Origin of the sequence: Pseudomonas sp. Leaf58 (assembly GCF_003627215.1) — a bacterium.
GTDB lineage: Bacteria > Pseudomonadota > Gammaproteobacteria > Pseudomonadales > Pseudomonadaceae > Aquipseudomonas.
In genome coordinates this window covers 444,921-468,739 of the sequence record NZ_CP032677.1, presented here as the reverse complement: position 1 = coordinate 468,739, position 23,819 = coordinate 444,921, and the positions used below count along the sequence as shown (strand labels likewise).

General features: G+C 61.4%; 16 protein-coding genes and 1 tRNA gene. 14 read left to right on the top strand and 3 right to left on the bottom strand.

What is annotated here, in order from left to right; all coding sequences use genetic code 11:
* The first annotated feature begins 215 nt into the window (after window positions 1–215).
* From DV532_RS02070 to DV532_RS02055, 4 genes are all read left to right on the top strand, one after another.
* Entirely contained in the window at window positions 216–2,138 is a 1,923-nt protein-coding gene (locus tag DV532_RS02070) for a PrkA family serine protein kinase (RefSeq protein WP_056805531.1), read from the top strand.
* Window positions 2,139–2,279: 141 nt separating this feature from the next.
* Window positions 2,280–3,551 carry a YeaH/YhbH family protein gene (locus DV532_RS02065; RefSeq protein ID WP_056805533.1) on the top strand — a complete coding sequence of 424 codons (1,272 nt, stop codon included), beginning with the start codon at window positions 2,280–2,282 and terminating at the stop codon, window positions 3,549–3,551.
* A complete protein-coding gene (locus DV532_RS02060) occupies window positions 3,548–5,116 on the top strand; it encodes a SpoVR family protein (protein ID WP_056805536.1) in 1,569 nt (522 codons plus the stop codon). Before DV532_RS02065 ends, DV532_RS02060 begins: the two co-directional genes overlap by 4 nt.
* A 55-nt stretch (window positions 5,117–5,171) precedes the next feature.
* On the top strand, window positions 5,172–6,269 hold the full coding sequence (locus DV532_RS02055; protein ID WP_056805539.1) for a multifunctional CCA addition/repair protein: 1,098 nt from the start codon (window positions 5,172–5,174) through the stop codon (window positions 6,267–6,269).
* 111 nt (window positions 6,270–6,380) lie between these two features.
* Here DV532_RS02055 and folK read toward each other — a convergent pair whose 3' ends face one another.
* Together folK and folB are read right to left on the bottom strand one after the other, a co-directional pair.
* The gene (folK, locus tag DV532_RS02050; protein WP_056805542.1) at window positions 6,381–6,896 is read right to left on the bottom strand and encodes a 2-amino-4-hydroxy-6-hydroxymethyldihydropteridine diphosphokinase; all 516 of its coding nucleotides are present in this window, start codon (window positions 6,894–6,896) and stop codon (window positions 6,381–6,383) included.
* Entirely contained in the window at window positions 6,887–7,243 is a 357-nt protein-coding gene (folB, locus tag DV532_RS02045; RefSeq protein ID WP_004375185.1) for a dihydroneopterin aldolase, read from the bottom strand. The genes folK and folB overlap by 10 nt, the downstream gene beginning before the upstream one ends.
* A 74-nt stretch (window positions 7,244–7,317) precedes the next feature.
* On the opposite strand from folB, the gene plsY reads away from it, so the two are divergent.
* A complete protein-coding gene (plsY, locus tag DV532_RS02040) occupies window positions 7,318–7,887 on the top strand; it encodes a glycerol-3-phosphate 1-O-acyltransferase PlsY (protein WP_056805544.1) in 570 nt (189 codons plus the stop codon).
* Between the two features lie 3 nt (window positions 7,888–7,890).
* Here plsY and tsaD read toward each other — a convergent pair whose 3' ends face one another.
* Window positions 7,891–8,916, bottom strand: a complete 1,026-nt coding sequence (gene tsaD, locus DV532_RS02035) for a tRNA (adenosine(37)-N6)-threonylcarbamoyltransferase complex transferase subunit TsaD (RefSeq protein WP_056805548.1) — start codon at window positions 8,914–8,916, stop codon at window positions 7,891–7,893.
* A gap of 204 nt (window positions 8,917–9,120) precedes the next feature.
* On the opposite strand from tsaD, the gene rpsU reads away from it, so the two are divergent.
* From rpsU to pqqF, 9 genes are all read left to right on the top strand, one after another.
* On the top strand, window positions 9,121–9,336 hold the full coding sequence (gene rpsU / locus DV532_RS02030) for a 30S ribosomal protein S21 (protein ID WP_003255575.1): 216 nt from the start codon (window positions 9,121–9,123) through the stop codon (window positions 9,334–9,336).
* Window positions 9,337–9,636: 300 nt separating this feature from the next.
* Window positions 9,637–11,619 (top strand): DNA primase, encoded by a 1,983-nt coding sequence (gene dnaG, locus DV532_RS02025; protein ID WP_056805550.1) that lies wholly within the window; start codon window positions 9,637–9,639, stop codon window positions 11,617–11,619.
* A 67-nt stretch (window positions 11,620–11,686) separates the two neighbouring features.
* Window positions 11,687–13,537, top strand: coding sequence for an RNA polymerase sigma factor RpoD (gene rpoD, locus DV532_RS02020; RefSeq protein WP_056805553.1), 1,851 nt, complete (start codon window positions 11,687–11,689; stop codon window positions 13,535–13,537).
* A 231-nt stretch (window positions 13,538–13,768) separates the two neighbouring features.
* The gene (locus tag DV532_RS02010) at window positions 13,769–17,512 is read left to right on the top strand and encodes a bifunctional diguanylate cyclase/phosphodiesterase (protein WP_056805556.1); all 3,744 of its coding nucleotides are present in this window, start codon (window positions 13,769–13,771) and stop codon (window positions 17,510–17,512) included.
* Window positions 17,513–17,528: 16 nt separating this feature from the next.
* Window positions 17,529–17,605 (top strand) — tRNA-Ile (locus tag DV532_RS02005).
* A gap of 305 nt (window positions 17,606–17,910) precedes the next feature.
* Window positions 17,911–18,372 (top strand): Lrp/AsnC family transcriptional regulator, encoded by a 462-nt coding sequence (locus DV532_RS01995; RefSeq protein ID WP_056805559.1) that lies wholly within the window; start codon window positions 17,911–17,913, stop codon window positions 18,370–18,372.
* Between the two features lie 492 nt (window positions 18,373–18,864).
* Window positions 18,865–20,547, top strand: a complete 1,683-nt coding sequence (locus tag DV532_RS01985) for an NAD(P)/FAD-dependent oxidoreductase (protein ID WP_056805562.1) — start codon at window positions 18,865–18,867, stop codon at window positions 20,545–20,547.
* A 14-nt stretch (window positions 20,548–20,561) separates the two neighbouring features.
* Window positions 20,562–21,356 (top strand): carbon-nitrogen hydrolase family protein, encoded by a 795-nt coding sequence (locus DV532_RS01980; protein ID WP_056805566.1) that lies wholly within the window; start codon window positions 20,562–20,564, stop codon window positions 21,354–21,356.
* Window positions 21,357–21,412: 56 nt separating this feature from the next.
* Window positions 21,413–23,713: a pyrroloquinoline quinone biosynthesis protein PqqF gene (gene pqqF, locus DV532_RS01975; RefSeq protein WP_056805569.1), complete on the top strand. Its 2,301-nt coding sequence runs from the start codon at window positions 21,413–21,415 to the stop codon at window positions 23,711–23,713.
* The last annotated feature ends 106 nt before the right edge of the window (window positions 23,714–23,819 follow it).

Genomic DNA, 23,819 nt, shown 5'->3' with positions numbered 1-23,819 from the left:
AACTTCTGCCTCGCTCGCCACTTGACCTTGCCGATAACCAACTACGCTTAAGCTCAGGCCATCCAAAAAAGGGGAGAGCCGGTACACCGGCGTGCGGGTCATCGGTAGCGTTACAGGGTGTTCTGGGGGGTATACAGCAATCGGCGAACCCGGTTGCATGCCAGCATCAGCTGACTGATCCGGCGTCGTCTCCACGTATCGAGCGAGGTGACGTCATGAGTATTTTTAGCCACTTCCAACAACGTTTCGAGTCTACGCGCCAGGAAGAACTCTCGCTGCAGGAGTACCTCGAGCTGTGCAAAGAGGATCGCAGTGCCTACGCATCGGCGGCCGAACGGCTGTTGCTGGCCATCGGTGAGCCAGAGCTGATCGACACCTCTACCAACTCCAGGCTGTCGCGTATCTTTTCCAACAAGGTTATTCGTCGCTATCCGGCCTTCGCCGACTTCCATGGCATGGAAGAGTGCATCGACCAGATCGTGTCCTACTTCCGCCACGCCGCCCAAGGCCTGGAAGAAAAGAAACAAATCCTCTATCTGCTGGGCCCGGTGGGCGGCGGCAAGTCGTCGCTGGCCGAAAAACTCAAGCAACTGATGGAAAAAGTACCGTTTTACGCCATCAAGGGCTCGCCGGTATTCGAGTCGCCCTTGGGGCTGTTCAATGCCACCGAAGACGGGGCCATCCTCGAGGAAGAGTTTGGCATCTCGCGGCGCTACCTGAATACCATCATGTCGCCGTGGGCCACCAAGCGCTTGCAAGAGTTCGGCGGTGACATTTCCAAGTTCAAGGTGGTGAAACTCTACCCTTCGATCCTTAACCAGATCGCCATTGCCAAGACCGAACCTGGCGATGAGAACAACCAGGATATTTCTGCCCTGGTCGGTAAGGTCGATATCCGCAAGCTCGAAGAATTCCCACAGAACGACGCCGACGCTTACAGCTACTCGGGCGCGCTGTGCCGGGCCAACCAGGGCCTGATGGAATTCGTCGAAATGTTCAAGGCGCCGATCAAGGTCCTGCACCCTTTGCTCACCGCCACCCAAGAGGGTAACTACAACAGCACCGAAGGCCTGGGCGCAATTCCTTATACGGGTATTCTGCTGGCTCACTCCAACGAATCGGAGTGGCACACCTTCCGTAACAACAAGAACAACGAAGCGTTTATCGACCGGATCTACATCGTCAAGGTGCCTTATTGCCTGCGTGTCAGCGACGAGATCAAGATTTACGACAAACTGTTGATCAACAGCTCGCTGTCCAAGGCCCATTGCGCGCCGGATACACTCAAGATGCTGGCCCAATTCACTGTGCTTTCGCGCCTCAAAGAGCCCGAAAACTCTAACATTTACTCGAAAATGCGCGTCTACGACGGGGAAAACCTCAAGGATACCGACCCAAAGGCCAAGTCGATCCAGGAATACCGGGACTCCGCCGGTGTCGACGAGGGCATGAATGGCCTGTCGACGCGCTTCGCCTTCAAGATCCTGTCCAAAGTCTTCAACTTCGACCCACACGAAATAGCAGCCAACCCAGTGCACCTGCTGTATGTGCTTGAGCAACAGATCGAACAGGAACAGTTCCCGGCCGAAGTGCGCGAACGCTACCTGCGCTACTTGAAGGAATACCTGGCACCGCGCTACATCGAGTTCATCGGCAAGGAGATCCAGACTGCCTACCTGGAGTCCTACAGCGAGTACGGCCAGAACATCTTCGACCGCTACGTGCTGTACGCCGATTTCTGGATCCAGGACCAGGAATACCGCGACCCGGAAACCGGCGAAATCCTCAACCGTATCGCCCTCAACGAGGAATTGGAGAAGATCGAGAAGCCGGCGGGCATCAGTAACCCGAAAGACTTCCGTAACGAGATCGTCAACTTCGTACTGCGCGCACGCGCCAACAACAACGGCAAGAATCCTAGCTGGCTAAGCTATGAAAAGCTGCGGGTGGTGATCGAGAAGAAAATGTTCTCCAACACCGAAGACCTGCTGCCGGTCATCAGCTTCAACGCCAAGGCCAGCAAAGAGGACCAGAAAAAACACAACGACTTCGTCACCCGGATGGTGGAGCGTGGTTATACCGACAAACAGGTGCGCCTGCTGTCGGAATGGTACCTGCGGGTCAGGAAATCGCAATAAAGCGGCAAGCTACAAGCCGCAAGCTCCAAGCTGCCCAGCGCCGAGCGCAAGCCCGGCGCCGTAGCTTGCAGCAGCGGTGGCTGCTCGTTCTTGCAGCTTGAAGCTTGTGGCTTGCAGCTGCTCCCAGCTACCGGAGGGACCATGAGCTACGTAATCGACCGACGCCTGAACGGCAAGAACAAGAGCACGGTCAACCGCCAGCGTTTCTTGCGGCGCTACCGTGAGCACATCAAGAAGGCCGTCGAAGAGGCGGTGAGCCGCCGTTCCATCATGGACATGGAACATGGCGAGCAAATCAGTATTCCTGGGCGCGACATCGACGAGCCGGTGCTGCACCATGGCCGCGGCGGCAAACAGACCATCGTGCACCCTGGCAACAAAGAGTTTACAGCCGGCGAACACATCCCCAGGCCGCAAGGTGGAGGCGGTGGTGGTGGCCGTGGTAAGGCCGGCAATTCCGGCGAGGGCATGGACGAGTTCGTCTTCCAGATCACCCAGGAAGAGTTCCTCGAGTTCATGTTCGAAGACCTCGAGCTACCTAACCTGGTCAAACGTCACCTGACCGGTGCCGACACCTTCAAAACCGTGCGCGCCGGTATCGCCAACGAAGGCAACCCGTCACGCATCAACATCGTGCGCACCCTGCGCTCGGCCCATGCCCGGCGTATCGCCCTAACCGGCAGCAGCCGCGCACTGCTGCGCGAGGCACAAAAGGAACTTGACCGCCTGCGGGTCGAGGAACCAGACAATTTCACCGATATCCAGGAAGTCGAACAGGAAATCGAACGTTTGAAGGCACGCATCAATCGCCTGCCCTTCCTCGATACCTTCGACCTCAAGTACAACTTGCTGGTCAAACAGCCCAACCCCAGCTCCAAGGCGGTAATGTTCTGCCTGATGGACGTGTCCGGCTCGATGACCCAGGCTACCAAGGACATCGCCAAGCGCTTCTTCATCCTGCTGTACCTGTTCCTGAAGCGTAACTACGACCGCATCGAGGTGGTGTTTATCCGCCACCACACCAGCGCCCGCGAGGTGGACGAGGAAGAGTTCTTCTATTCGCGAGAAACCGGCGGCACCATCGTCTCCAGCGCGCTGAAGCTGATGCAGGAGATCATGGCCGAGCGCTACCCGGCCAGCGATTGGAACATCTACGCCGCCCAGGCCTCCGACGGCGACAACTGGAACGACGACTCGCCAATCTGCCGCGAAATCCTCTCCAAGCAGATCATGCCGCATGTGCAGTACTACACTTATGTCGAAATCACACCCCGCGAGCACCAGGCGCTGTGGTACGAATACGAGCGCATCGGCGAAGGCTTCCCCGACACGTTCGCCCAACAGCAGTTGGTATCGGCCGGCGACATCTACCCGGTCTTCCGTGAACTCTTCCAGCGCAGGTTAGCCACATGACCGCCAGAGCACAGAGACGCCAACCCATTTCCACCGGGTCCGAGTGGACGTTCGAACTGATCCAAACCTATGATCGGGAAATCGGCCGGCTGGCCGAGCGTTATGCCCTGGACACCTACCCCAACCAGATCGAAGTGATCACTGCCGAGCAGATGATGGACGCCTACGCCTCGGTCGGCATGCCGCTGGGCTATCACCACTGGTCTTACGGCAAGCAGTTTCTCAGCACGGAAAAGTCGTACAGCCGTGGCCAAATGGGCCTGGCCTACGAGATCGTGATCAACTCCGACCCGTGCATCGCCTACCTCATGGAAGAAAACACCATGTGCATGCAGGCACTGGTTATCGCTCACGCCTGCTACGGCCACAACAGCTTCTTCAAAGGCAACTACCTGTTCCGCACCTGGACTGACGCCAGTTCGATCATCGACTATCTGGTGTTCGCCAAGCAGTACATCGCCCAGTGCGAAGAGCGCCATGGCATTGATGCCGTGGAAGACCTGATCGACTCCTGCCACGCTCTGATGAACTACGGTGTCGACCGCTACAAGCGCCCCTACCCTATTTCTGCCGAAGAGGAGCGGCGCCGGCAACAGGAGCGCGAAGAGCACCTGCAACGTCAAATCAACGACCTGTGGCGGACCATCCCGAGAAGCGCCGACAAGGGCAACGACCGCGATGATGGGCGCTTCCCCGCCGAACCACAGGAAAACATCCTGTATTTCATCGAGAAGAACGCGCCCCTGCTCGAACCCTGGCAGCGCGAGGTGGTGCGCATCGTGCGCAAGATCGCCCAGTATTTTTACCCACAGCGCCAAACCCAGGTGATGAACGAAGGCTGGGCGACGTTCTGGCATTACACCTTGATGAACGACCTGTACGACGAGGGCCTGATCACCGAAGGCTTCATGATGGAGTTCCTGCAGTCGCATACCAGCGTGGTGTTCCAACCCGGCTTCGACAGCCCCTACTACAACGGCATCAATCCCTATGCGCTGGGCTTTGCCATGTACACCGACATCCGCCGTATGTGCGAGAATCCTACTGAAGAAGATCGCCACTGGTTCCCCGACATTGCCGGCAGTGATTGGCTTTCTACCATCAAGTTCGCCATGAGCAGCTTCAAGGACGAAAGTTTCATCCTGCAGTACCTGTCGCCTAAAGTGATGCGCGACCTCAAGCTGTTCAGCATCCTCGACGACGACCAGCGCGACGACCTGTTGGTGCCTGCCATTCATGACGAGGCTGGCTACCGCATTATCCGTGAGCAACTGGCAGCACAGTACAACCTGGGCAACCGTGAACCGAACGTGCAGATCTGGAGCGTCGATCGCCGCGGTGACCGCTCGCTCACCCTGCGCCACCAGCAACACAACCGCAAACCGCTAGGCGACTCCACCGATGAAGTGCTCAAGCACCTGCACCGCCTGTGGGGCTTCGACATCCACCTGGAGACCGCACAGGGCGACCAGGTGATGAAGACCCACCACATGCCACCCCGCGGCGAGCATGGCGAAAGCGCCGACTACGGCCGCATGGACCTGGCCGTGATCCACCACCTCTGAAGCCACGCCATAGCTGCCGACGGGGTATCCTGTCGGCAGTTATGGAGAGTTGCACATGCACATCTACAAAGTTGGCGGCGCCGTGCGCGACCGCCTGCTCGGCCGCCCTGTCAGCGATATCGACTGGCTGGTGGTGGGCGCCACCGTCGAAGAAATGCACGCCAAGGGTTTTCGGCCCGTCGGCGCTGATTTCCCGGTCTTCCTGCACCCGAAAACCGGCGAGGAGTACGCCTTGGCGCGCACCGAGCGCAAAAGCGGGCGTGGCTATGGCGGGTTCACCTTTCATGCCAGCCCCGAGGTGACCCTGGAGGAAGACCTGATCCGCCGTGACCTTACCATCAATGCGATGGCCGAGGACGAAACGGGCACAGTGTACGACCCTTATCACGGCAAGGACGACCTTGATCAACGCCTGTTACGCCATGTTTCACCGGCATTCGCCGAAGATCCCTTGCGCGTGCTGCGCGTTGCTCGCTTTGCTGCCCGCTATGCACCGCTAGGTTTCCGGGTTGCCGACGAGACTCTGGTGCTGATGCGCCAGATCAGCGCCTCTGGCGAGCTGCAGGCATTGACTGCCGAGCGTAGCTGGAAGGAAATTGAGCGGGCGCTGATGGAAGCGCAGCCCCAGGTATTCTTCCAAGTGCTGCGCGGGTGCGGAGCCTTACAGGAGCTGCTGCCTGAGCTTGAAGACGATGCCCAGGCGCTGACGGCGCTGGAGCAGGCTGCACTGCACCAGCAGCCCCTGCATGTGCGCTGGGCCTGCCTGCTGCACACACTGGCCCCCGCTTCGATCAAAACCGTCAATCAGCGCCTCAAGGCCCCCCGGGAGTGCCAGGAGCTGGCCCTGCTGACAGGGGAGTGCCTGGCGCAGGGCAAGCAGGCGCTGGAGCTGCCTGCCACAGCCCTGCTGGAGTTGCTGCAGAAGTTCGATGTGTACCGGCGGCCGCAGCGGTTCGAGGATTTCATTGCGGTGTGCGAGATGGCGGCGCTGAGCGATGGCGAAGCGGGTTATCCACAGGCCAAGTATCTGCGAGGGGCCGCAGCGGCGGCGCGGGCGGTGGATGTGAAGCCGCTGGTGCAGGCCGGGCTAACTGGCCAGGCTCTGGGCGAAGCGCTTAAAGGTGAGCGGCTGAAAGCGCTTGAGGCTTACTAGCGCGGTTGAACATACCGGCCTCTTCGCGGCTAAAGCCGCTCCTACAGGGATCGCACAGCACTCGCATCATGCGATCCCTGTAGGAGCGGCTTTAGCCGCGAAGAGGCCGGCTCAGGTTCCAGTAGGGGTCAGCTGCAACCCACGCCATTGGAAGGCGACCGGGGCCAATACCTGGTCAATCTGCGCCTCCTGCCACAACTGCGCCATACGCTTGCCCACCCCCGGATGCACCAGCTCGGGCGCCAACAGCGACAAGGGCCACAGCACGAAGGCGTTTTTCAAAATCTCGGCGCGGGGCAGCACAAGACCATCGAACGTACCGTGCAGATCGTCATACATCAGCACGTCGATATCCAGCGGCAGCCCTTTGCGGTCTGGCGCATAGCGGCCGTTGTCGGCCTCGATGAACTTCAGCCGGCGGTCCAGCTCAATCAGCGGTAACGCAGTTTGCCCGGTCACCACAAAATTGATGAACGGCCCGCTCTTGATCCCCACCGCCTGGCTTTCGAATGCCGGCGAACAACGCATGTCCGTCAGGATGCCCGCCAATGCATCGAGCCCGGCGCACAGGTGCACCTCGCGGTCGATGTTGCTGCCAAGGCCCAGGTAAACCGTGCTCAGAGACATCCGCGCTCGATCTCCACGCCAACACCACCACGGGCTGCCGGCACCGCACCCGGCTTGGTCAGCTTCAACCGCACCCAAGGGATGTGGAACTCTTCCATCAACGTTGCCACCAAGCGTTCGGCGAAGGTTTCCACCAGCTCGAAACGTGCTTGCTCGGCAAACGCCTGGATGCGCGCCGACACGCTGGCGTAGTCCAGCGCCAGGTTCAGGTCATCACCAGCGGCGGCCGGGCGGTTATCCCAAGCGAAGCTCAGGTCCAGGCGCAAGCACTGGCGAATATCCCGCTCCCAGTCATAGGCACCGATGACGGTATCGACTTCCAGGCCTTCGATGAACACTCTGTCCAAGCACTTCTCTCCACAGCACGACAAGGGCGACTGGCGCCGTTAGAATCAGGGCGTCCTCGCCCGGAATAGTTAGCATGTTTTGGTTACTGGCGTTGCTCGCCTACCTGCTCGGCTCGCTGTCCTTCGCCATTGTCCTCAGCCGCCTTTCGGGCAGCCCGGACCCGCGTTCCAGCGGTTCAGGCAATGCCGGCGCCACCAACATGCTACGCCTGGCAGGCCGTAAAATGGCGATCCTGACCCTGCTTGGCGACCTGTGCAAGGGCCTGCTGCCGGTATTACTCGCCCGCCTTGCCGGGCTAGACCTGCAAGCGCAGGCCTGGGTTGGCGTGTGTGCAGTGCTGGGCCACCTGTTCCCGCTGTACTTCTGCTTCCGCGGCGGCAAGGGCGTGGCGACCGCCGCCGGCATGCTCATGGCCCTGTACTTCCCAGCGGCGCTGCTGGCCATCGGCGCCTGGCTACTGACCTTCTACCTGACCCGCACCAGCTCGCTGGCGGCGCTGATCGCCACGCCCCTGACCTTGCCCTTGCTGGCCTGGCGCGAGCCCGAGGCCCTGCTGCCGATCAGCGTGCTGACGGTGATGATCGTATGGCGCCACCGTAACAACCTGCGCGACTTGTTTGCCGGCCGCGAACGGCATTTCTAAACCTTACAACGGCGGCAACTGCTCCATCGGCCAGCGGGCCTGCACGCTGATCGCCAGGTCTTGCTGCTGCCCGGCCAAAAGGCGTTGGCAACCGGCGTAGGCGATCATCGCGCCGTTGTCAGTGCAGAACTGCGGGCGCGCGTAGTACACGCTGCCCTTCATAGCGGCCAGCATGTCTTCCAGCGAAGCACGCAGGGCCTTGTTGGCACTCACGCCTCCCGCAATCACCAGGCGCTTGAGGCCCGTTTGCTTGAGGGCACGCTTGCACTTGATGGTCAAAGTCTCTACCACCGCCTGCTGGAATGCCAGGGACACGTCGCAACGGGTTTGCTCACCGTCGTCGCCAGCATTCCTGCACTGCTGCCAGGTATTCAGGGCGAAGGTCTTGAGGCCGCTGAAACTGAATTCCAGGCCTGGGCGGTCGGTCATTGGCCGCGGGAACACGAAGCGCCCAGGCACACCCTGCTCGGCCAGGCGCGCGATTTCTGGGCCACCCGGGTAGTTGAGGCCGATCAGCTTGGCCGTCTTGTCAAACGCTTCGCCAGCGGCGTCGTCCAGGCTCTCGCCCAGCAACGCGTACTGGCCGATGCCATCAACCCGAACCAGCTGGGTATGACCACCAGAAACCAACAAAGCGACGAACGGAAATTCGGGCGGGTTTTCTTCCAGCATGGGGGCCAGCAAGTGGCCTTCCATGTGGTGTACGCCAATTGCCGGGATGCCCCAGGCAAAGGCCAACGCCTGGGCACAAGAAGCCCCCACCAGCAATGCACCGACCAGCCCAGGACCCGCGGTATAGGCGATGGCGTCGATCTCGGTGGCAACGCAGCGGGCCTCGTCCAGCACCTGGCGGATGAGCGGCAGCATGCGCTTGACGTGGTCACGCGAAGCAAGCTCGGGCACCACACCGCCGAACACGCGGTGCAGGTCAATCTGGCTGAACAGCGCGTCGGCTAACAAACCGCGTTCACTGTCATATAATGCGACGCCAGTTTCGTCGCAGGATGTTTCCAATCCCAGTACTAGCATGGGTTCGTCCCTTGTGGGGGCTGAATTCGAAGGCGCGCATGATAGTCCCCGTGTTGGATGCCGACCAGCGGTTTTCGATCAGAGGCTTTGCATTCCGGCTTGCTAAGGGTTAACATCCGCAACCCTTGAAAACCGACGTTCTCCAGCACACCTTTGTTTTGCCAGGAGCACGTCTACCCCGGTAATGAATTAAGGTAGCCCTGGATGCCAGCCGTCAAAGTTAAAGAGAACGAACCCTTCGACGTAGCTCTGCGTCGTTTCAAGCGCTCCTGCGAAAAAGCCGGTGTACTGGCTGAAGTTCGTAGCCGCGAGTTTTACGAGAAGCCGACCGCCGAGCGTAAGCGCAAAGCAGCTGCTGCTGTTAAGCGTCACGCCAAGAAAGTTCAGCGCGAACAGCGCCGCGCCGTTCGTCTGTACTAATACAGACGTTCAACGCAAAGCTTCTGCCCTGCCCGGCTAACACCCGGGCGATGGCAGTGGTCGCTTCAAACTTGAGCAGCTAGCTCAAGGCCCTGCACGAGCTTCATGCGAACTGCATATGGGCAACCTGCCTGAAACGTCAGAGCTGGTCCTTGTTGTTGTATGACCAGACGTGCACGTCCGACTGACGGGCCCTCACAGGCCGGCGACGAGCACACTCCCTCGCACTCCCCAAGCAGCACCCGCCCCATTCGGCGTGTGAGCGATTAGACTTGCCAGTTGCCAGATGACGAGACTGCCATGGCCGGGCTGATTCCCCAGAGCTTCATTGACGACCTGATCAACCGCCTCGACATCGTCGACGTGGTGAGTTCGCGCGTCCAGCTGAAAAAAACTGGCAAGAACTACTCCGCCTGCTGCCCGTTCCACAAAGAAAAGTCCCCTTCCTTCACAGTCAGCCCCGACAAGCAGTTCTACTACTGCTTCGGCTGCGGCGCCGGCGGCAACGCGCTGGGCTTCGTCATGGACCACGACAACCTGGACTTCCCCCAGGCCGTCGAGGAACTGGCCCGCGCCGCCGGCATGGAAGTACCCCGCGAACAAGGCCGCCGCGACCACAAGCCGCGCCAGCCAACCGATTCACCGCTGTACCCGTTGCTGGACGCCGCATCGGAGTTCTACCGCCAGGCCCTGCGCAACCACCCAACCCGCAAGGCAGCGGTGGACTACCTCAAGGGCCGCGGCTTGTCCGGGGAAATTGCCCGCGACTTCGGCCTAGGCTTCGCCCCGCCAGGCTGGGACAATTTGCTCAAGCATCTGGGCGCTGACACCCTACAGCAAAAGGTGATGATCGATGCCGGCCTGCTGATCGAGAACGCCGAAAGCGGCAAGCGTTACGACCGCTTCCGCGACCGGGTGATGTTCCCGATCCGCGACAGCCGTGGGCGCATCATTGCCTTCGGCGGCCGGGTGCTCGGCGACGACAAGCCCAAGTACCTGAACTCCCCGGAAACCCCGGTGTTCCATAAAGGCCAGGAGCTGTACGGCCTGTACGAGGCACGCAAGCACAACCGCAACCTCGACGAAATCATCGTCGTCGAGGGCTACATGGACGTTATCGCCCTGGCCCAACAAGGCTTGCGCAACGCCGTGGCTACTCTCGGCACCGCCACCAGCGAAGAGCACCTCAAGCGCCTGTTCCGCGTAGTACCCAGCGTGCTGTTCTGCTTCGACGGCGACCAGGCCGGGCGCAAGGCTGCCTGGCGCGCCCTGGAGGCGACCCTGTCGAACCTGCAGGATGGCCGCCGCGCGCGCTTTCTGTTCCTACCCGAAGGCGAAGACCCGGACAGCCTAGTACGCGCCGAGGGTACCGATGCCTTCATGGCTCGTATCAACCAGCACGCACAGCCGCTGGCCGATTATTTCTTCGAGCAGTTGGGCGTCGAAGCTGACCCGCGCTCGCTGGAAGGCAAGGCGCACATGGCGACCCTGGCAGCACCGTTGATCGAAAAGATCCCCGGCGCCAACCTGCGCCAGTTGATGCGCAACCGCCTGAAGGAAATCACCGGCCTCGACCCACAGCAGGTCGAGCAATTGGCGCAACAAGCCCCAGCCTCCAGCAGCGTGCCGGACTACGACCCTGGCTATGACTACGATGCCATGGCCAGCTACACCCCCGACTACGGCGACATGCCGCAGCACGACTATGCCCCCGTTCATCAGGAACAGGAGTGGAAGCCGAACAAGGGTGGCGGCAAGAAGCCGTGGAGCGACAAGCCTTGGGACAAGAACCGCAAGGGCGGTAAGCCCTGGCAGCAGCGCGACGAAGCACCACCGCGCGTGCCGGCCCCGGTCGAGCCGCCCACCCTGGCTGCCCTGCGTACCCTGCTGCACCACCCGCTGCTGGCCGGCAAGGTGGAAGATGCCAGCCACTTCGCCGACGAAGAACACCTGTACAGCCAGCTGCTGGTGGCATTGATCGAAGCCGCACAGAAAAATCCTGGGCTAAGCTCAATGCAGTTGATCGCACGTTGGCACGGCACCGAACAGGGCCGCCTGCTGAGGGCCTTGGCGGAAAAGGAATGGCTGATCGTGGCCGACAACCTTGAACAACAGTTTTTCGACACTATAACTAGCTTGTCCGCCCGCCAACGCGAGCGCAGCCTGGAACAACTGCTCAGGAAATCACGTCAAAGCGAATTGACCAGCGAGGAAAAAACCCAGCTCCTCGCCCTGCTGAGCCGGAATGTTCCCGCACAAACGCCGACCTCATCTGGCGCGTGAGGCCCATGCTCGGGTATAATCCTCGGCTTGTTTTTTGCCCGCCAAGACCTTCAGTGGATAGGGTGTTATGTCCGGAAAAGCGCAACAGCAGTCTCGTATCAAAGAGTTGATCACCCGCGGTCGTGAGCAGGGCTACCTGACTTACGCGGAGGTCAACGACCACCTGCCTGAGGATATTTCAGATCCGGAACAGGTGGAAGACATCATCCGCATGATCAACGACATGGGGATCAACGTATTCGAGAGTGCTCCGGATGCGGATGCCCTTCTGTTGGCGGAAGCCGACACCGACGAAGCCGCGGCCGAAGAAGCCGCAGCTGCGTTGGCGGCAGTTGAAACCGATATCGGCCGCACGACCGACCCGGTGCGCATGTACATGCGTGAAATGGGTACTGTCGAGCTGCTGACCCGCGAAGGCGAGATCGAAATCGCCAAGCGTATCGAGGAAGGCATTCGTGAAGTCATGGGCGCTATCGCCCACTTCCCGGGCACTGTTGACTACATTCTCGGCGAATATGACCGTGTCACCGCCGAAGGTGGCCGTCTGTCCGATGTTCTCAGTGGTTACATCGACCCTGACGACAACATCGCCGCGCCAACCGACGAAGTGCCAGTTCCTGGTGCCAAGGCCCCTGCGGCCAAAGAAGAGTCGGACGACGAAGACGAAGAAAGCGAAGGCAGTGATGACGAGGAAGAGACCGAAAGCGGTCCCGATCCAGTCGTTGCAGCCCAGCGTTTCGGCGCAGTCAAAGACCAGCTGCAGGACACTAACAAGGTCCTGAAGAAGAACGGTCGCGCCCACAAGGAAAGCGTCGCGGCCCTGCAGGCCCTGGCTGACCTGTTCATGCCGATCAAGCTGGTACCTAAGCAGTTCGAGGTACTGGTTGAACGTGTTCGCGATGCCCTGAACCGTCTGCGCCAGCAAGAACGCGCCATCATGCAACTGTGCGTGCGTGATGCCCGCATGCCGCGCGCCGACTTCCTGCGCATGTTCCCGAGCAACGAAACCGACCAGACCTGGAGCGGTGACCTGGCCAAGCGCAACACCAAATGGGCTGCCGCCCTGGGTGAAAAGGACGCTGCCATCGTCGCTTGCCAGCAAAAGCTGATCGACCTTGAAACCGAAACCGGCCTGACCGTTGTCGAGATCAAGGAAATCAACCGTCGCATGTCGATCGGTGAAGCCAAGGCCCGCCGCGCCAAGAAAGAAATGGTCGAGGCGAACTTGCGTCTGGTGATCTCCATCGCCAAGAAGTACACCAACCGTGGTTTGCAGTTCCTCGACCTGATCCAGGAAGGCAACATCGGCTTGATGAAAGCGGTGGACAAGTTCGAATACCGTCGCGGCTACAAGTTCTCGACGTATGCCACTTGGTGGATCCGCCAGGCGATCACCCGTTCGATCGCCGACCAGGCGCGCACCATCCGTATTCCGGTGCACATGATCGAGACGATCAACAAGCTCAACCGTATTTCCCGCCAGATGCTGCAGGAAATGGGTCGCGAACCGACCCCGGAAGAGCTGGGCGAACGCATGGAAATGCCTGAGGACAAGATCCGCAAGGTATTGAAGATCGCCAAAGAGCCGATCTCCATGGAAACCCCGATTGGTGACGACGAAGATTCGCACCTGGGCGACTTCATCGAGGACTCGACCATGCAGTCCCCGATCGACGTGGCTACGGTCGAAAGCCTCAAGGAAGCCACTCGTGACGTGCTCTCGGGCCTGACCGCACGCGAAGCCAAGGTGCTGCGCATGCGTTTCGGTATCGACATGAACACCGACCACACCCTCGAAGAGGTGGGCAAGCAGTTCGACGTGACCCGTGAGCGGATCCGTCAGATCGAAGCGAAGGCATTGCGCAAACTGCGCCATCCGACTCGCAGCGAGCACTTGCGCTCCTTCCTCGACGAGTGATGACAAACCCCGGCCCAGGCCGGGGTTTTTCTTTTGGCGTGCCCACGCACACCGGCGCAGCCGGCGCCATCTATCGCGGCGCCGGTTTCGCGGGCATGCCCGCTCCCACAGATATAACAGCCCACACCTGCAAGGCCCTGTTGTATCTGACAAAAGACCCCACCTTCCACCGCACACCTGCAGCAATGCCCGTCTACACTCGACTTCATATCACCTGAATGTGAGGCCGCTATGCCCCCGATGCCGGCCATCCTGTTGCTGCTCCTGATTTTGTGGAACACAACGGCCGGCGCCCTGACCCTGACAGATGAGGAGAAAGCCTGGTTGGCTGCCCACCCGCAGCTGAGCCTGGGCGTAGATGCCTCTTGGCCACCGTTCGAGTTTCGCGACCAGGCGGGCCGGTACCAGGGATTGGCCGCCGATTACATCGCCACCATCCAGCAGCGCCTGGGTGTAACGTTCAAACCGGTCGAACCCAGCAGTTGGACCGAGGTACTGGCGCAGGCGCGTGCAAACCGTATCGACTTACTGCCCGGCATCATGTCCACCCCCGAGCGCCAGGAGTACCTGGCCTTCACCCGTCCGTACCTCGACTTCCCCATCGTCATCCTCGCCCACAAAGGCGGCGCACAGCCGCGCAAGCTGGAAGACCTGTACGGCCTGAAGATCGCCGTGGTCGAAAACTATGCTCCGCACGAGTTGCTGCGCACCCACCATCCAGACCTCAATCTGGTCGCCCTGCCCAACGTCAGCTCCACCCTGCAGGCCTTGGCCACCGACCAAGTGGACGCGGTGGTCGGCGACCTCGCTTCCAGCATCTGGAGCCTACGCCAACTCAAGCTGGACGGGCTTTACGTCAGCGGCGAAACACCTTACCGCTACCAGTTGGCCATGGCCGCCCCGCGCGACAATAAGCTGCTGGTCGGCATTCTCGACAAAGTAATGGCCGACATGAGCAGTGGTGACGTCAGCCAGATCCAGCAACGCTGGGTAGGCAATGTGGTCGACCAACGGCTGTTCTGGTCCGACCTGCTGGTGTATGGCCTGCCAACGGTGCTGTTGTTGATGGCCGTGCTGGCTGTAGTCATCCGTATCAACCGCCGGCTCAGCTCGGAAATTTCCCGGCGCATCGCCCTCGAACAGGAACTGCGTAGCAGCGAGTACCACTACCGCAGCCTGGTCGAGAGCCTGTCCGCTATCGCCTGGGAGGCCGACGCCAACGACTTCACCTACAGCTACGTCTCGCCCCACGCCGAAGGTTTGCTCGGCTACCCGCTGAGTGAATGGCTCAAACCCGGCTTCTGGCGCAGCATCCTGCACCCGGAAGACGCCCTATGGGCCCAAGCCTACTGCGACAGCGAGACCGCGGCTGGGCGTGACCACAGCTTGGATTATCGCGTGATCCGGGCCGATGGCCAGGCGCTGTGGGTGCGCAACATCGTCAGCATGATCGAACACGGCCACCAGCCGGTGATGCGTGGGCTGATGATCGACATCAGCGAAACCAAGCACACCGAGGACGCCTTGCGCCTGTCGGAGCAGAAGTTTGCCTCGGTGTTCCAGCAGTGCCCAGACATCCTGCTGATTGCCCGCCACAGCGACGGCTGCCTACTGGAAGTTAACGAAGCCTTTGAAGAGCAGATTGGCCTCAACCCAGGCCAGGTAATTGGCCGTACCGCCACTGACCTGAACCTCTGGGGCGTCGAAGGCAGCGGCCCGCAGCTGCTCGAACGCTTGCACCAGGGTGGCATCCGCAACCTGGAAATGAGCTTCCGGCGCAGCAACGGCCAACTGTTTACCGGCCTGACCTCGGTAGAAACCTTCGAGCTTGACGGCACGCCTGCGCTGGTGGTGGCGGTACGCGATATCAGCCAGCTCAAAGAAACCCAAGAGCAGCTGCAAACCTCGGAAGAAAAATTCGCCAAGGCCTTCCATGCTTCACCCGACGGCTTGTTGCTGTCGCGCCAGAGCGACGGCTTGTTGCTTGAAGTGAACGAGGGTTTCTGCCGCCTCACCGGCTACGACCTTAACCCAACCCTCGACCAGACCTCGTTGGACCTGGGCATCTGGGTCGACCTCAACGAACGCAAGCGCCTGGTCGACCAGCTCAAGCGCGACGGCTTTGTGCGCGACTTCACCTGCCATATCCGCCGCAGCGACGGGCAGATCCGTCTTTGCGAGCTGTCCGCGCGGCCCCTGCCAATTGCCGGGGTCGACTGCATGCTAACCATCGCCCGTGACATCACCGAGCGCCACCTGATGCAGCAAAAACTGCAGCTGGCCGCCACCGTGTTCGAGAATACCGCCGAAGGCGTGCTTATCACCGACATCGACCAACGCATCAGTGCCGTCAACCGTGCCTTCAGCGAAATCACCGGCTACAGCGAAATCGAAGCGCTTGGCCAGACCCCGCGCCTGCTCGCCTCCGGCCAGCACGACAGCGCCTTCTATGCCGCTATGTGGCACCAGTTGACCGACGAAGGCCATTGGCAAGGCGAGATCTACAACAAGCGCAAGAACGGTGAGCTGTACCCTGGCTGGTTAACCATCAGCGCCGTGCGCAACAGCGAGCGCGAAATCACCCATTTCGTCGCGGTGTTCGCTGATATTTCCAGCCTCAAGCATGCCCAGGCCAAGCTCGATTACCAGGCCCACCACGACCCGCTCACCGGCCTGCCCAACCGCGCCTTGTTCGAGAACCGCCTGCAGGCCGTGCTCACCTGCGCGCAGGAGTCCAACCGCCAGGGCGCAGTGTTGTTCCTTGACCTTGACCGCTTCAAGCACATCAACGACAGCCTGGGTCACCCCGTCGGCGACCTGCTGCTCAAGGGCATCGCCCAGCGCCTGAAGGAGCAGGTACGCGACGTCGACACCGTGGCCCGCCTGGGCGGCGACGAGTTCATCATCCTGCTGCCCGGCCTGCACAAACCCAGTGACGCCAGCACCATTGCCAACAAGCTGCTGGCCTGCTTCAACGCGCCGTTCCAGGCCGGCGAGCACGAGTTCTTCACCAGTGCCAGCATCGGCATCAGCCTTTATCCACAGGACGGCACCGACGTTTCCTCGCTGATCCGCAACGCCGACGCGGCCATGTACCGGTCCAAGGCCAAGGGCCGCAACCGCGTCGAAGCCTACACCCGCGACCTCACCGCCCAGGCCAGTGAACGCATCGCCCTGGAGCACGAACTGCGCCGTGCCATTGAACGCAACGAACTGAGCCTGTGCTTCCAGCCCAAGCTCAGCCTCAAGACCCACAGCCTGGTCGGCGCCGAAGCGCTGATCCGCTGGAGCCACCCGAACTTTGGTGAAGTGCCGCCGGAGCACTTTATCCACCTGGCGGAAGAGAACGGCACCATCCTTCAGGTTGGCGACTGGGTATTGGAGCAAGCCTGCCGGCAGATGCAGGCCTGGAAGCAGCACTTCGAGCCCTTCGGCCCACTGTCGATCAACCTCGCCGGCGCCCAGCTGCGCCACCCGCACCTTGCCCGGCGCATCGAACAGTTGCTCAAGCAATACCAGCTCAAGGCCGGCGACCTGCAACTGGAGATCACCGAGAACTTCATCATGAGCCAGGCCGAAGAGGCTCTGGCCGTGCTGTACCAGCTGAAGAAGCTGGGCGTGCAGCTGGCCATCGACGACTTCGGCACCGGCTATTCCTCGCTGAGCTACCTCAAGCGCCTGCCGCTGGACATCCTCAAGATCGACAAGTCGTTCATCCGCGGCCTGCCCGACGACCCGCATGACGCTGCCATCGCCCGTGCAATCATCGCCCTGGGCCGCAGCATGCAGCTGACCATCATTGCTGAGGGCGTGGAAAACCAGGCCCAGCAACGCTTCTTGGCTGCCGAAGGCTGCGAACAGATTCAGGGCTACATCGTCAGCCTGCCCCTGCCTCCAGAGGAGTTTGCGGCAACGTTTCTTCGCATAGCACTATCGGATCTTTCAGATGGCACAGGTGCGAAACCCTCGTTATAATCCGGCCACTTACTGAGGGCCTATAGCTCAGTTGGTTAGAGCAGAGGACTCATAATCCTTTGGTCCACGGTTCAAGTCCGTGTGGGCCCACCAACTTCAAAGCCGCGCACTGCGCGGCTTTTTTGTGCGACTGTCCTCGGCACAGGTTTTTCACCGCTACGGTAGTAACCAACATACGCCGGCTCCAGTTCCACATGAGCTTATGTGAACACTCCATAACCTGTTCCACCCCCCGCGCGCGCAGGTTGTCGGCAGCAAGCGTTCGACCAACCTGTTACTCCTCTCTCGGGCGCGCAAAACGGCTCTGGGATTTTTGCAGTACTGTAATGGGCTGTGACTGCCCTTGCTCTGGTTGGCACGGGCTAGCTAGGCTAGCGGGCCAACCGTAGAGACTCGCCATGTCGGATTCCCGCTCCATCCCACTGGATGAAATCGATCGCCAGCTGATCGCCCTGCTGCAGATTAACGCCCGCGAAAGCGTCGCCACCCTCGCCCGCCAGCTGGGCATCGCCCGCACCACGGTCAATTCGCGCCTGGAGCGGCTGGAGAAAAACAAGGTCATCTCCGGCTATGGCGTGCGCCTTGGCCAGCGGGTAATGGGCGGTGGATTGCAGGCGTATGTGGGGATCAAGGTGCAGCCGCGCTCGGGCAAGGAGGTGGTGCGCCGCCTGAGTGCCATGGGGCAGGTGCAGCAGCTGTGCGCGGTAAGCGGCGAGTTCGACTATGTGGCCTGGCTGCGTACCGACTCGCCCGAGCAACTGGACCAACTGCTGGACCAAATCGGCAGTGTCGACGGGGTGGAGAAGACCACCACATCGATCATTCTCAGCAGCAAGGTGGACCGCGGGCAGCCGCTCTGAGCAGGTTGGCGGTCAGGAGCGTGATGTTGGGCGTAATCAGTGGCGACTTGATTGAAACCACGGGCCAAAAGGCATGCGTGGACCAGGGCGTCTGTGGCGTCGATGCCGGGGCGTATGGCGAATAGCCGCGGGTAGCTGGATTCGCAGCAGCAGAAGGGCTTTTCAGCGGTGGGTTTCAGGAACTGTCTGATCACCCAGTTTACAAGGGCCACACAGCCCCTTGTAGGAGCGGGTTTACCCGCGAATGCTGCAGTGAATCTACCGACGCATTCGCAGGCAAACCCGCTGCTACAAAGGGCCGGTGATGCACTTGGACTACCCGGACCCTGCCTCGTCTAAATGTATATATCCGATGCACTTATGACGAAAAAAACTACATTCAGACAACACTCTGCATCTTAATAACGAACACCCCGCCCCCTAAAATGGCCCCCAAGCATCTCCTATACTCAGGCTCCGCTCGCTGCGCAGCCTCTCCGGCAAGGTCACTTCATGAACAAGAAAAACCGCCACCCCGCCGACGGCAAAAAGCCCATCACCATTTTTGGCCCAGACTTCCCCTTCGCCTTCGACGACTGGCTGGAACACCCGGCAGGCCTGGGCAGCATCCCGGCCGAGCGCCATGGTGAAGAAGTGGCAATCGTGGGCGCTGGAATTGCTGGCCTGGTGGCGGCCTACGAGTTGATGAAGCTGGGCCTGAAGCCTGTGGTGTATGAGGCTTCCAAGCTGGGCGGGCGGCTGCGCTCGCAAACCTTCAACGGCACCGACGGGGTCATTGCCGAACTGGGTGGCATGCGCTTCCCGGTGTCATCCACCGCCTTCTACCACTATGTGGACAAGCTGGGCCTGGAAACCAAACCCTTCCCCAACCCGCTGACCCCGGCTTCGGGCAGCACGGTGATCGACCTGGAAGGCCAAACCTACTACGCCGAAAAGCCCACCGACCTGCCCAAGCTGTTCCACGAAGTGGCCGACGCCTGGGCCGACGCACTGGAAAGCGGTGCCCAATTCGCCGACATCCAGCAGGCTATCCGCGACCGGGACGTACCGCGCCTGAAAGCGCTGTGGAACAAGCTGGTACCGCTGTGGGACGACCGCACCTTCTACGATTTCGTCGCTACCTCGCGCTCGTTCGCCCAACTGAGCTTCCAGCACCGTGAAGTGTTCGGCCAAGTCGGCTTCGGCACCGGCGGCTGGGACTCGGACTTCCCCAACTCGATGCTGGAAATTTTCCGCGTGGTGATGACCAACTGCGACGACCACCAGCACCTTGTAGTCGGCGGTGTAGAACAAGTGCCGCAAGGCATCTGGCGCCATGTACCGGAGCGCTGCGTGCATTGGCCGGAGGGCACCAGCCTGAGCGCGCTGCACGGCGGGGCGCCGCGGACTGGGGTGAAGCGCATCGCCCGCGCTGCCGATGGCCGCCTGGCGGTCACCGACAACTGGGGCGACACCCGTCACTACAGCGCCGTGCTCGCCACCTGCCAGACCTGGCTACTGACCACCCAGATCGACTGCGAGGAATCGCTGTTCTCGCAAAAGATGTGGATGGCCCTGGACCGCACCCGCTACATGCAGTCCTCGAAGACCTTTGTCATGGTCGACCGCCCGTTCTGGAAGGACAAGGACCCGGAAACCGGCCGCGACCTGATGAGCATGACCCTCACCGACCGCCTTACCCGGGGCACCTACCTGTTCGACAACGGCGACGACAAGCCGGGGGTGATTTGCCTGTCGTACGCCTGGATGAGCGACGCGCTGAAGATGCTGCCGCACCCGGTGGAAAAACGCGTGCAACTGGCCCTGGACGCTCTGAAGAAGATCTACCCGAAGACCGACATTGCCGGGCACATCATCGGCGACCCGATCACCGTGTCCTGGGAAGCCGACCCGCACTTCCTCGGTGCCTTCAAGGGCGCGCTGCCTGGCCATTACCGCTACAACCAGCGTATGTATGCACACTTCATGCAGCAGGACATGCCTGCCGAGCAGCGCGGCATGTTCATCGCCGGTGACGACGTATCGTGGACGCCAGCCTGGGTTGAAGGTGCGGTGCAAACATCGCTGAATGCGGTGTGGGGTATCATGAACCACTTCGGTGGCCGCACCCACCCGGACAACCCCGGCCCAGGCGATGTGTTCGACGAAATCGGCCCAATCGCCCTGGCCGACTGAGACAAGGAGGCAGCATGCGCATTGCTTTGTTCCAGGGCGCGCCCAAGCCATTGGACGTGCCCGGCAACCTGCAACGGCTGCACCACCAGGCGCAACTGGCGGCCGAACGCGGCGCCCAGCTGCTGGTGTGCCCGGAGATGTTCCTGACTGGCTACAACATCGGCTTGGCCCAGGTCGAGCGCCTGGCCGAGGCCAACGATGGCCCGGCGGCCATGGCGGTAGTGGAGATCGCTCAGGCGCACCGCATCGCCATCGTCTATGGCTACCCGGAGCGCGGCGATGATGGTGCGATCTACAACAGCGTGCAGTTGATCGATGCCCACGGCAGTAGCCTGAGCAACTATCGCAAGACCCACCTGTTCGGTGAGCTGGACCGCTCGATGTTCAGTGCGGGCCTCGACCACTTCCCGGTGGTGGAGCTGGATGGCTGGAAGATCGGCCTGCTGATCTGCTACGACATCGAGTTCCCGGAGAATGCCCGGCGCCTGGCGCTGGGCGGCGCTGAGCTGATCTTGGTGCCAACGGCAAACATGTCACCGTATGACTTCGTCTGCCAGGTGACCGTAAGGGCGCGGGCGCAGGAGAACCAGTGTTACCTGGTTTACGCCAACTATTGCGGCGCGGAAGGCGAGATCCGGTATTGCGGGCAGAGCAGCATCATCGGCCCGGATGGCAGCCTGCTGGCCATGGCCGGGCGGGAGGAGTGCCAGTTGTTGGCGGAGCTTGAGCATGAGCGGGTTGTGCAGGGGCGAGCAGCATTCCCCTACTTGTCCGACCTGCGCCAGGAACTGCACCTGCGTAAAGGCTGACAGGGGCCGGGCCTGCAACCAAATGGGTTAGCATGGCAGCAGTTACCGGAGTTCCCATGCCTGACGCCACCCGCCACCTCACCCTTGCCAACGGCCTGCAGCTGACCCTGCGCCACGCCCCGCGCCTGAAGCGCTCGGCGGCCGCACTGCGGGTACACGCGGGTAGCCACGACGCCCCAGGCAAATGGCCTGGCCTGGCGCACTTCCTGGAACACCTGTTCTTCCTCGGCACCCCGCGCTTTCCGCTGGAAGACGGCCTGATGCGCTACGTGCAGGCGCTTGGTGGCCAGGTCAATGCCAGCACCCGCGAACGCACCACCGACTTTTTCTTCGAGGTCCCACCCAGCGCCTTGGCCGGTGGGCTCGAGCGCCTGTGCCAGATGCTCGCCGAACCTGACCTAGGCATCGAGCGCCAACGTCGCGAACGCGAAGTGATCCATGCCGAGTTCATTGCCTGGTCGCGCAACCCGCAGGCTCAACAGCAGTTTGCCTTGCTGCAAGCCGTGGCGCCGGGCCATCCATTGAGCGCTTTTCATGCCGGTAACCGGCACACCCTCGCTTTACAGGACCCGGCCTTCCAGCAAGCGCTGCATGGCTTTCATCAGCGCTTCTACCAAGGCGGCCAGATCACCTTGAGCCTGTGCGGCCCGCAGCCGCTGAACGACCTGGAAACACTCGGCCGACAGCATGCCGAGCGGTTCGCAACGGCTAAACCGGTACCACAAACGCTGCCACCGCCACTGTCAGCGGCCCCCCTGCAGCGGGCCTTCACCCACACGAACCTGCCGCCAGGCGCCGAGCAGGCCCTGGAGCTGCTGACCACCTGCCTTGGCGACAGCCGCCCGGGCACCTGGCTGGCTGCACTTCGCCAGCGTGGCTGGCTGCAAGGTTTCCAGGCCGAGGCGCTGTATGCCTTCGCTGGGCAGCTGTTGTGGCACATCGATCTCAAGCTGAGCGAGGAGGCCTGCCCAGAGGAGGTCGATGCCCTGTTGCAGGGTTGGTTTGGCTTTATGCGCCAGGCCCGGGCAGAACAATTGAATGCCGAGTTCGAACGGCTGCAGCAAAGCCGCGAACGCAGCGCCAGCGCGCTTGAGCTGGCCCGCCGGGACAGCGCCGGCCAGCCATTTGCCGGGTTGAATGTGCAAGCTTTGCAGGCCCTGCGTGCCCTGCTGCAAGGCCTGCCGAGCCGCACACATGGGCAATGGCAACTGCCCGCGGTCGAGCCCTTGCTGATGACCGAGCTGCCCAGCGCCAAGACGCAGCCTCTGCCCGCTGCCCTGAAGCTCAGCGACCAGCTCCCCGGCGCACGACAGTACTCGGCGCTCTACCTGCGCTGGCACGTCCCGTCACCCTGGCGCCAGCACCTGCAGGCGGTACTCGAATGCGCCTTGCTGCCCCTGCAACAGCGCTGCGAACGCGCATCGGTGCAACTGCAGTTCAGTGCCGTTGGCGACTACTGGCAACTGCGTTGCGCCGGGCTGCCGGCAGCAGCGCTACGCACTGTGCAGCAGGCTCTGGCGCTGATGCTCAAGCCGCCGGCCGGCTGCTGGCTACCGCCCTCGGCGCAGCCTCCCACACTGATGCCGATCCGGGCCCTGCTCAAGCACCTACCCGACGCGGTGCTGGGCGGCACATCTGCGCCCGTTGCAGCCTGCGCGCTGGCCCAGGCCCAGCTCGACAGCCTGTGGCAGCAGGCTAGCTGGCACGGCCTGGCTGCTGGCTTCGAGCATGCCGCCCTGAACGCATTGGGCACTGCTTTGCAGCATTGCCCTGGCCAAGGTGATGTGCCGGGCCCGTTACCCGCATGGGCCGGGCACCGCTGGCAACATGTCGAAGTACCTGGCAGTGAACAGGCCTTGCTGCTGTTCTGCCCACTGCCCGCTTCCAAAGAAGCGGCCGGCCGCCTGCTCGCCCAGTTGCTACAAGGGCCGGTTTACCAACGGCTGCGGGTAGAGCTGCAACTCGGCTACGCGGTATTCAGTACCTTCCGTCAGGTCGAAGGCGTCGGCGGCCTGCTGTTCGGGGTGCAGTCGCCGCATGCCAGCCAGGCCCAAATCCTTGAGCACCTGCTCAGCTTGCTGCGCCGGGGCGTTACCCTTGAGCCGGCTGCTCGCCAGGCCCTGGCCGAGCAGTTCGATGAACCCGCCATGGGCAACGCCGAAGTCGCCGAATGGGCGTGGCAGACATACCTAGCCACATACGACCACGGGTTGGATGCGCTGCGCCGGTCTATCCTGGATACACGGCAGACGGACCTGGACCAATTGCTCAGCCACCTGCTCGACTCAAGTTCCAGGTGGCTCTGCCTGGCCAACGCTGCCGCGCCAGATACTTCCTGGCAGGGCGCAAACCCATGATTGTTACGAAAATTGCAATGGCACTTTTCGAATAATTAACCTTTCGGTACAAATTTTTCTTGTAAGATAGCGCAATCTCAGTCACGGGAACCTCCAGCGAATGGTG

Excerpts from the sequence above, each read along its gene's own strand:
- tsaD (WP_056805548.1), bottom strand. The coding sequence starts at position 8,916 with ATGCTAGTACTGGGATTGGAAACATCCTGCGACGAAACTGGCGTCGCA.
- DV532_RS01995 (WP_056805559.1), top strand. The coding sequence starts at position 17,911 with ATGTCGGATTCCCGCTCCATCCCACTGGATGAAATCGATCGCCAGCTG.
- DV532_RS02055 (WP_056805539.1), top strand. The coding sequence starts at position 5,172 with ATGCACATCTACAAAGTTGGCGGCGCCGTGCGCGACCGCCTGCTCGGC.
- DV532_RS02070 (WP_056805531.1), top strand. The coding sequence starts at position 216 with ATGAGTATTTTTAGCCACTTCCAACAACGTTTCGAGTCTACGCGCCAG.
- DV532_RS01980 (WP_056805566.1), top strand. The coding sequence starts at position 20,562 with ATGCGCATTGCTTTGTTCCAGGGCGCGCCCAAGCCATTGGACGTGCCC.
- folK (WP_056805542.1), bottom strand. The coding sequence starts at position 6,896 with ATGTCTCTGAGCACGGTTTACCTGGGCCTTGGCAGCAACATCGACCGC.
- rpoD (WP_056805553.1), top strand. The coding sequence starts at position 11,687 with ATGTCCGGAAAAGCGCAACAGCAGTCTCGTATCAAAGAGTTGATCACC.
- DV532_RS01985 (WP_056805562.1), top strand. The coding sequence starts at position 18,865 with ATGAACAAGAAAAACCGCCACCCCGCCGACGGCAAAAAGCCCATCACC.
- DV532_RS02010 (WP_056805556.1), top strand. The coding sequence starts at position 13,769 with ATGCCCCCGATGCCGGCCATCCTGTTGCTGCTCCTGATTTTGTGGAAC.
- DV532_RS02060 (WP_056805536.1), top strand. The coding sequence starts at position 3,548 with ATGACCGCCAGAGCACAGAGACGCCAACCCATTTCCACCGGGTCCGAG.
- DV532_RS02065 (WP_056805533.1), top strand. The coding sequence starts at position 2,280 with ATGAGCTACGTAATCGACCGACGCCTGAACGGCAAGAACAAGAGCACG.
- dnaG (WP_056805550.1), top strand. The coding sequence starts at position 9,637 with ATGGCCGGGCTGATTCCCCAGAGCTTCATTGACGACCTGATCAACCGC.
- plsY (WP_056805544.1), top strand. The coding sequence starts at position 7,318 with ATGTTTTGGTTACTGGCGTTGCTCGCCTACCTGCTCGGCTCGCTGTCC.
- pqqF (WP_056805569.1), top strand. The coding sequence starts at position 21,413 with ATGCCTGACGCCACCCGCCACCTCACCCTTGCCAACGGCCTGCAGCTG.
- rpsU (WP_003255575.1), top strand. The coding sequence starts at position 9,121 with ATGCCAGCCGTCAAAGTTAAAGAGAACGAACCCTTCGACGTAGCTCTG.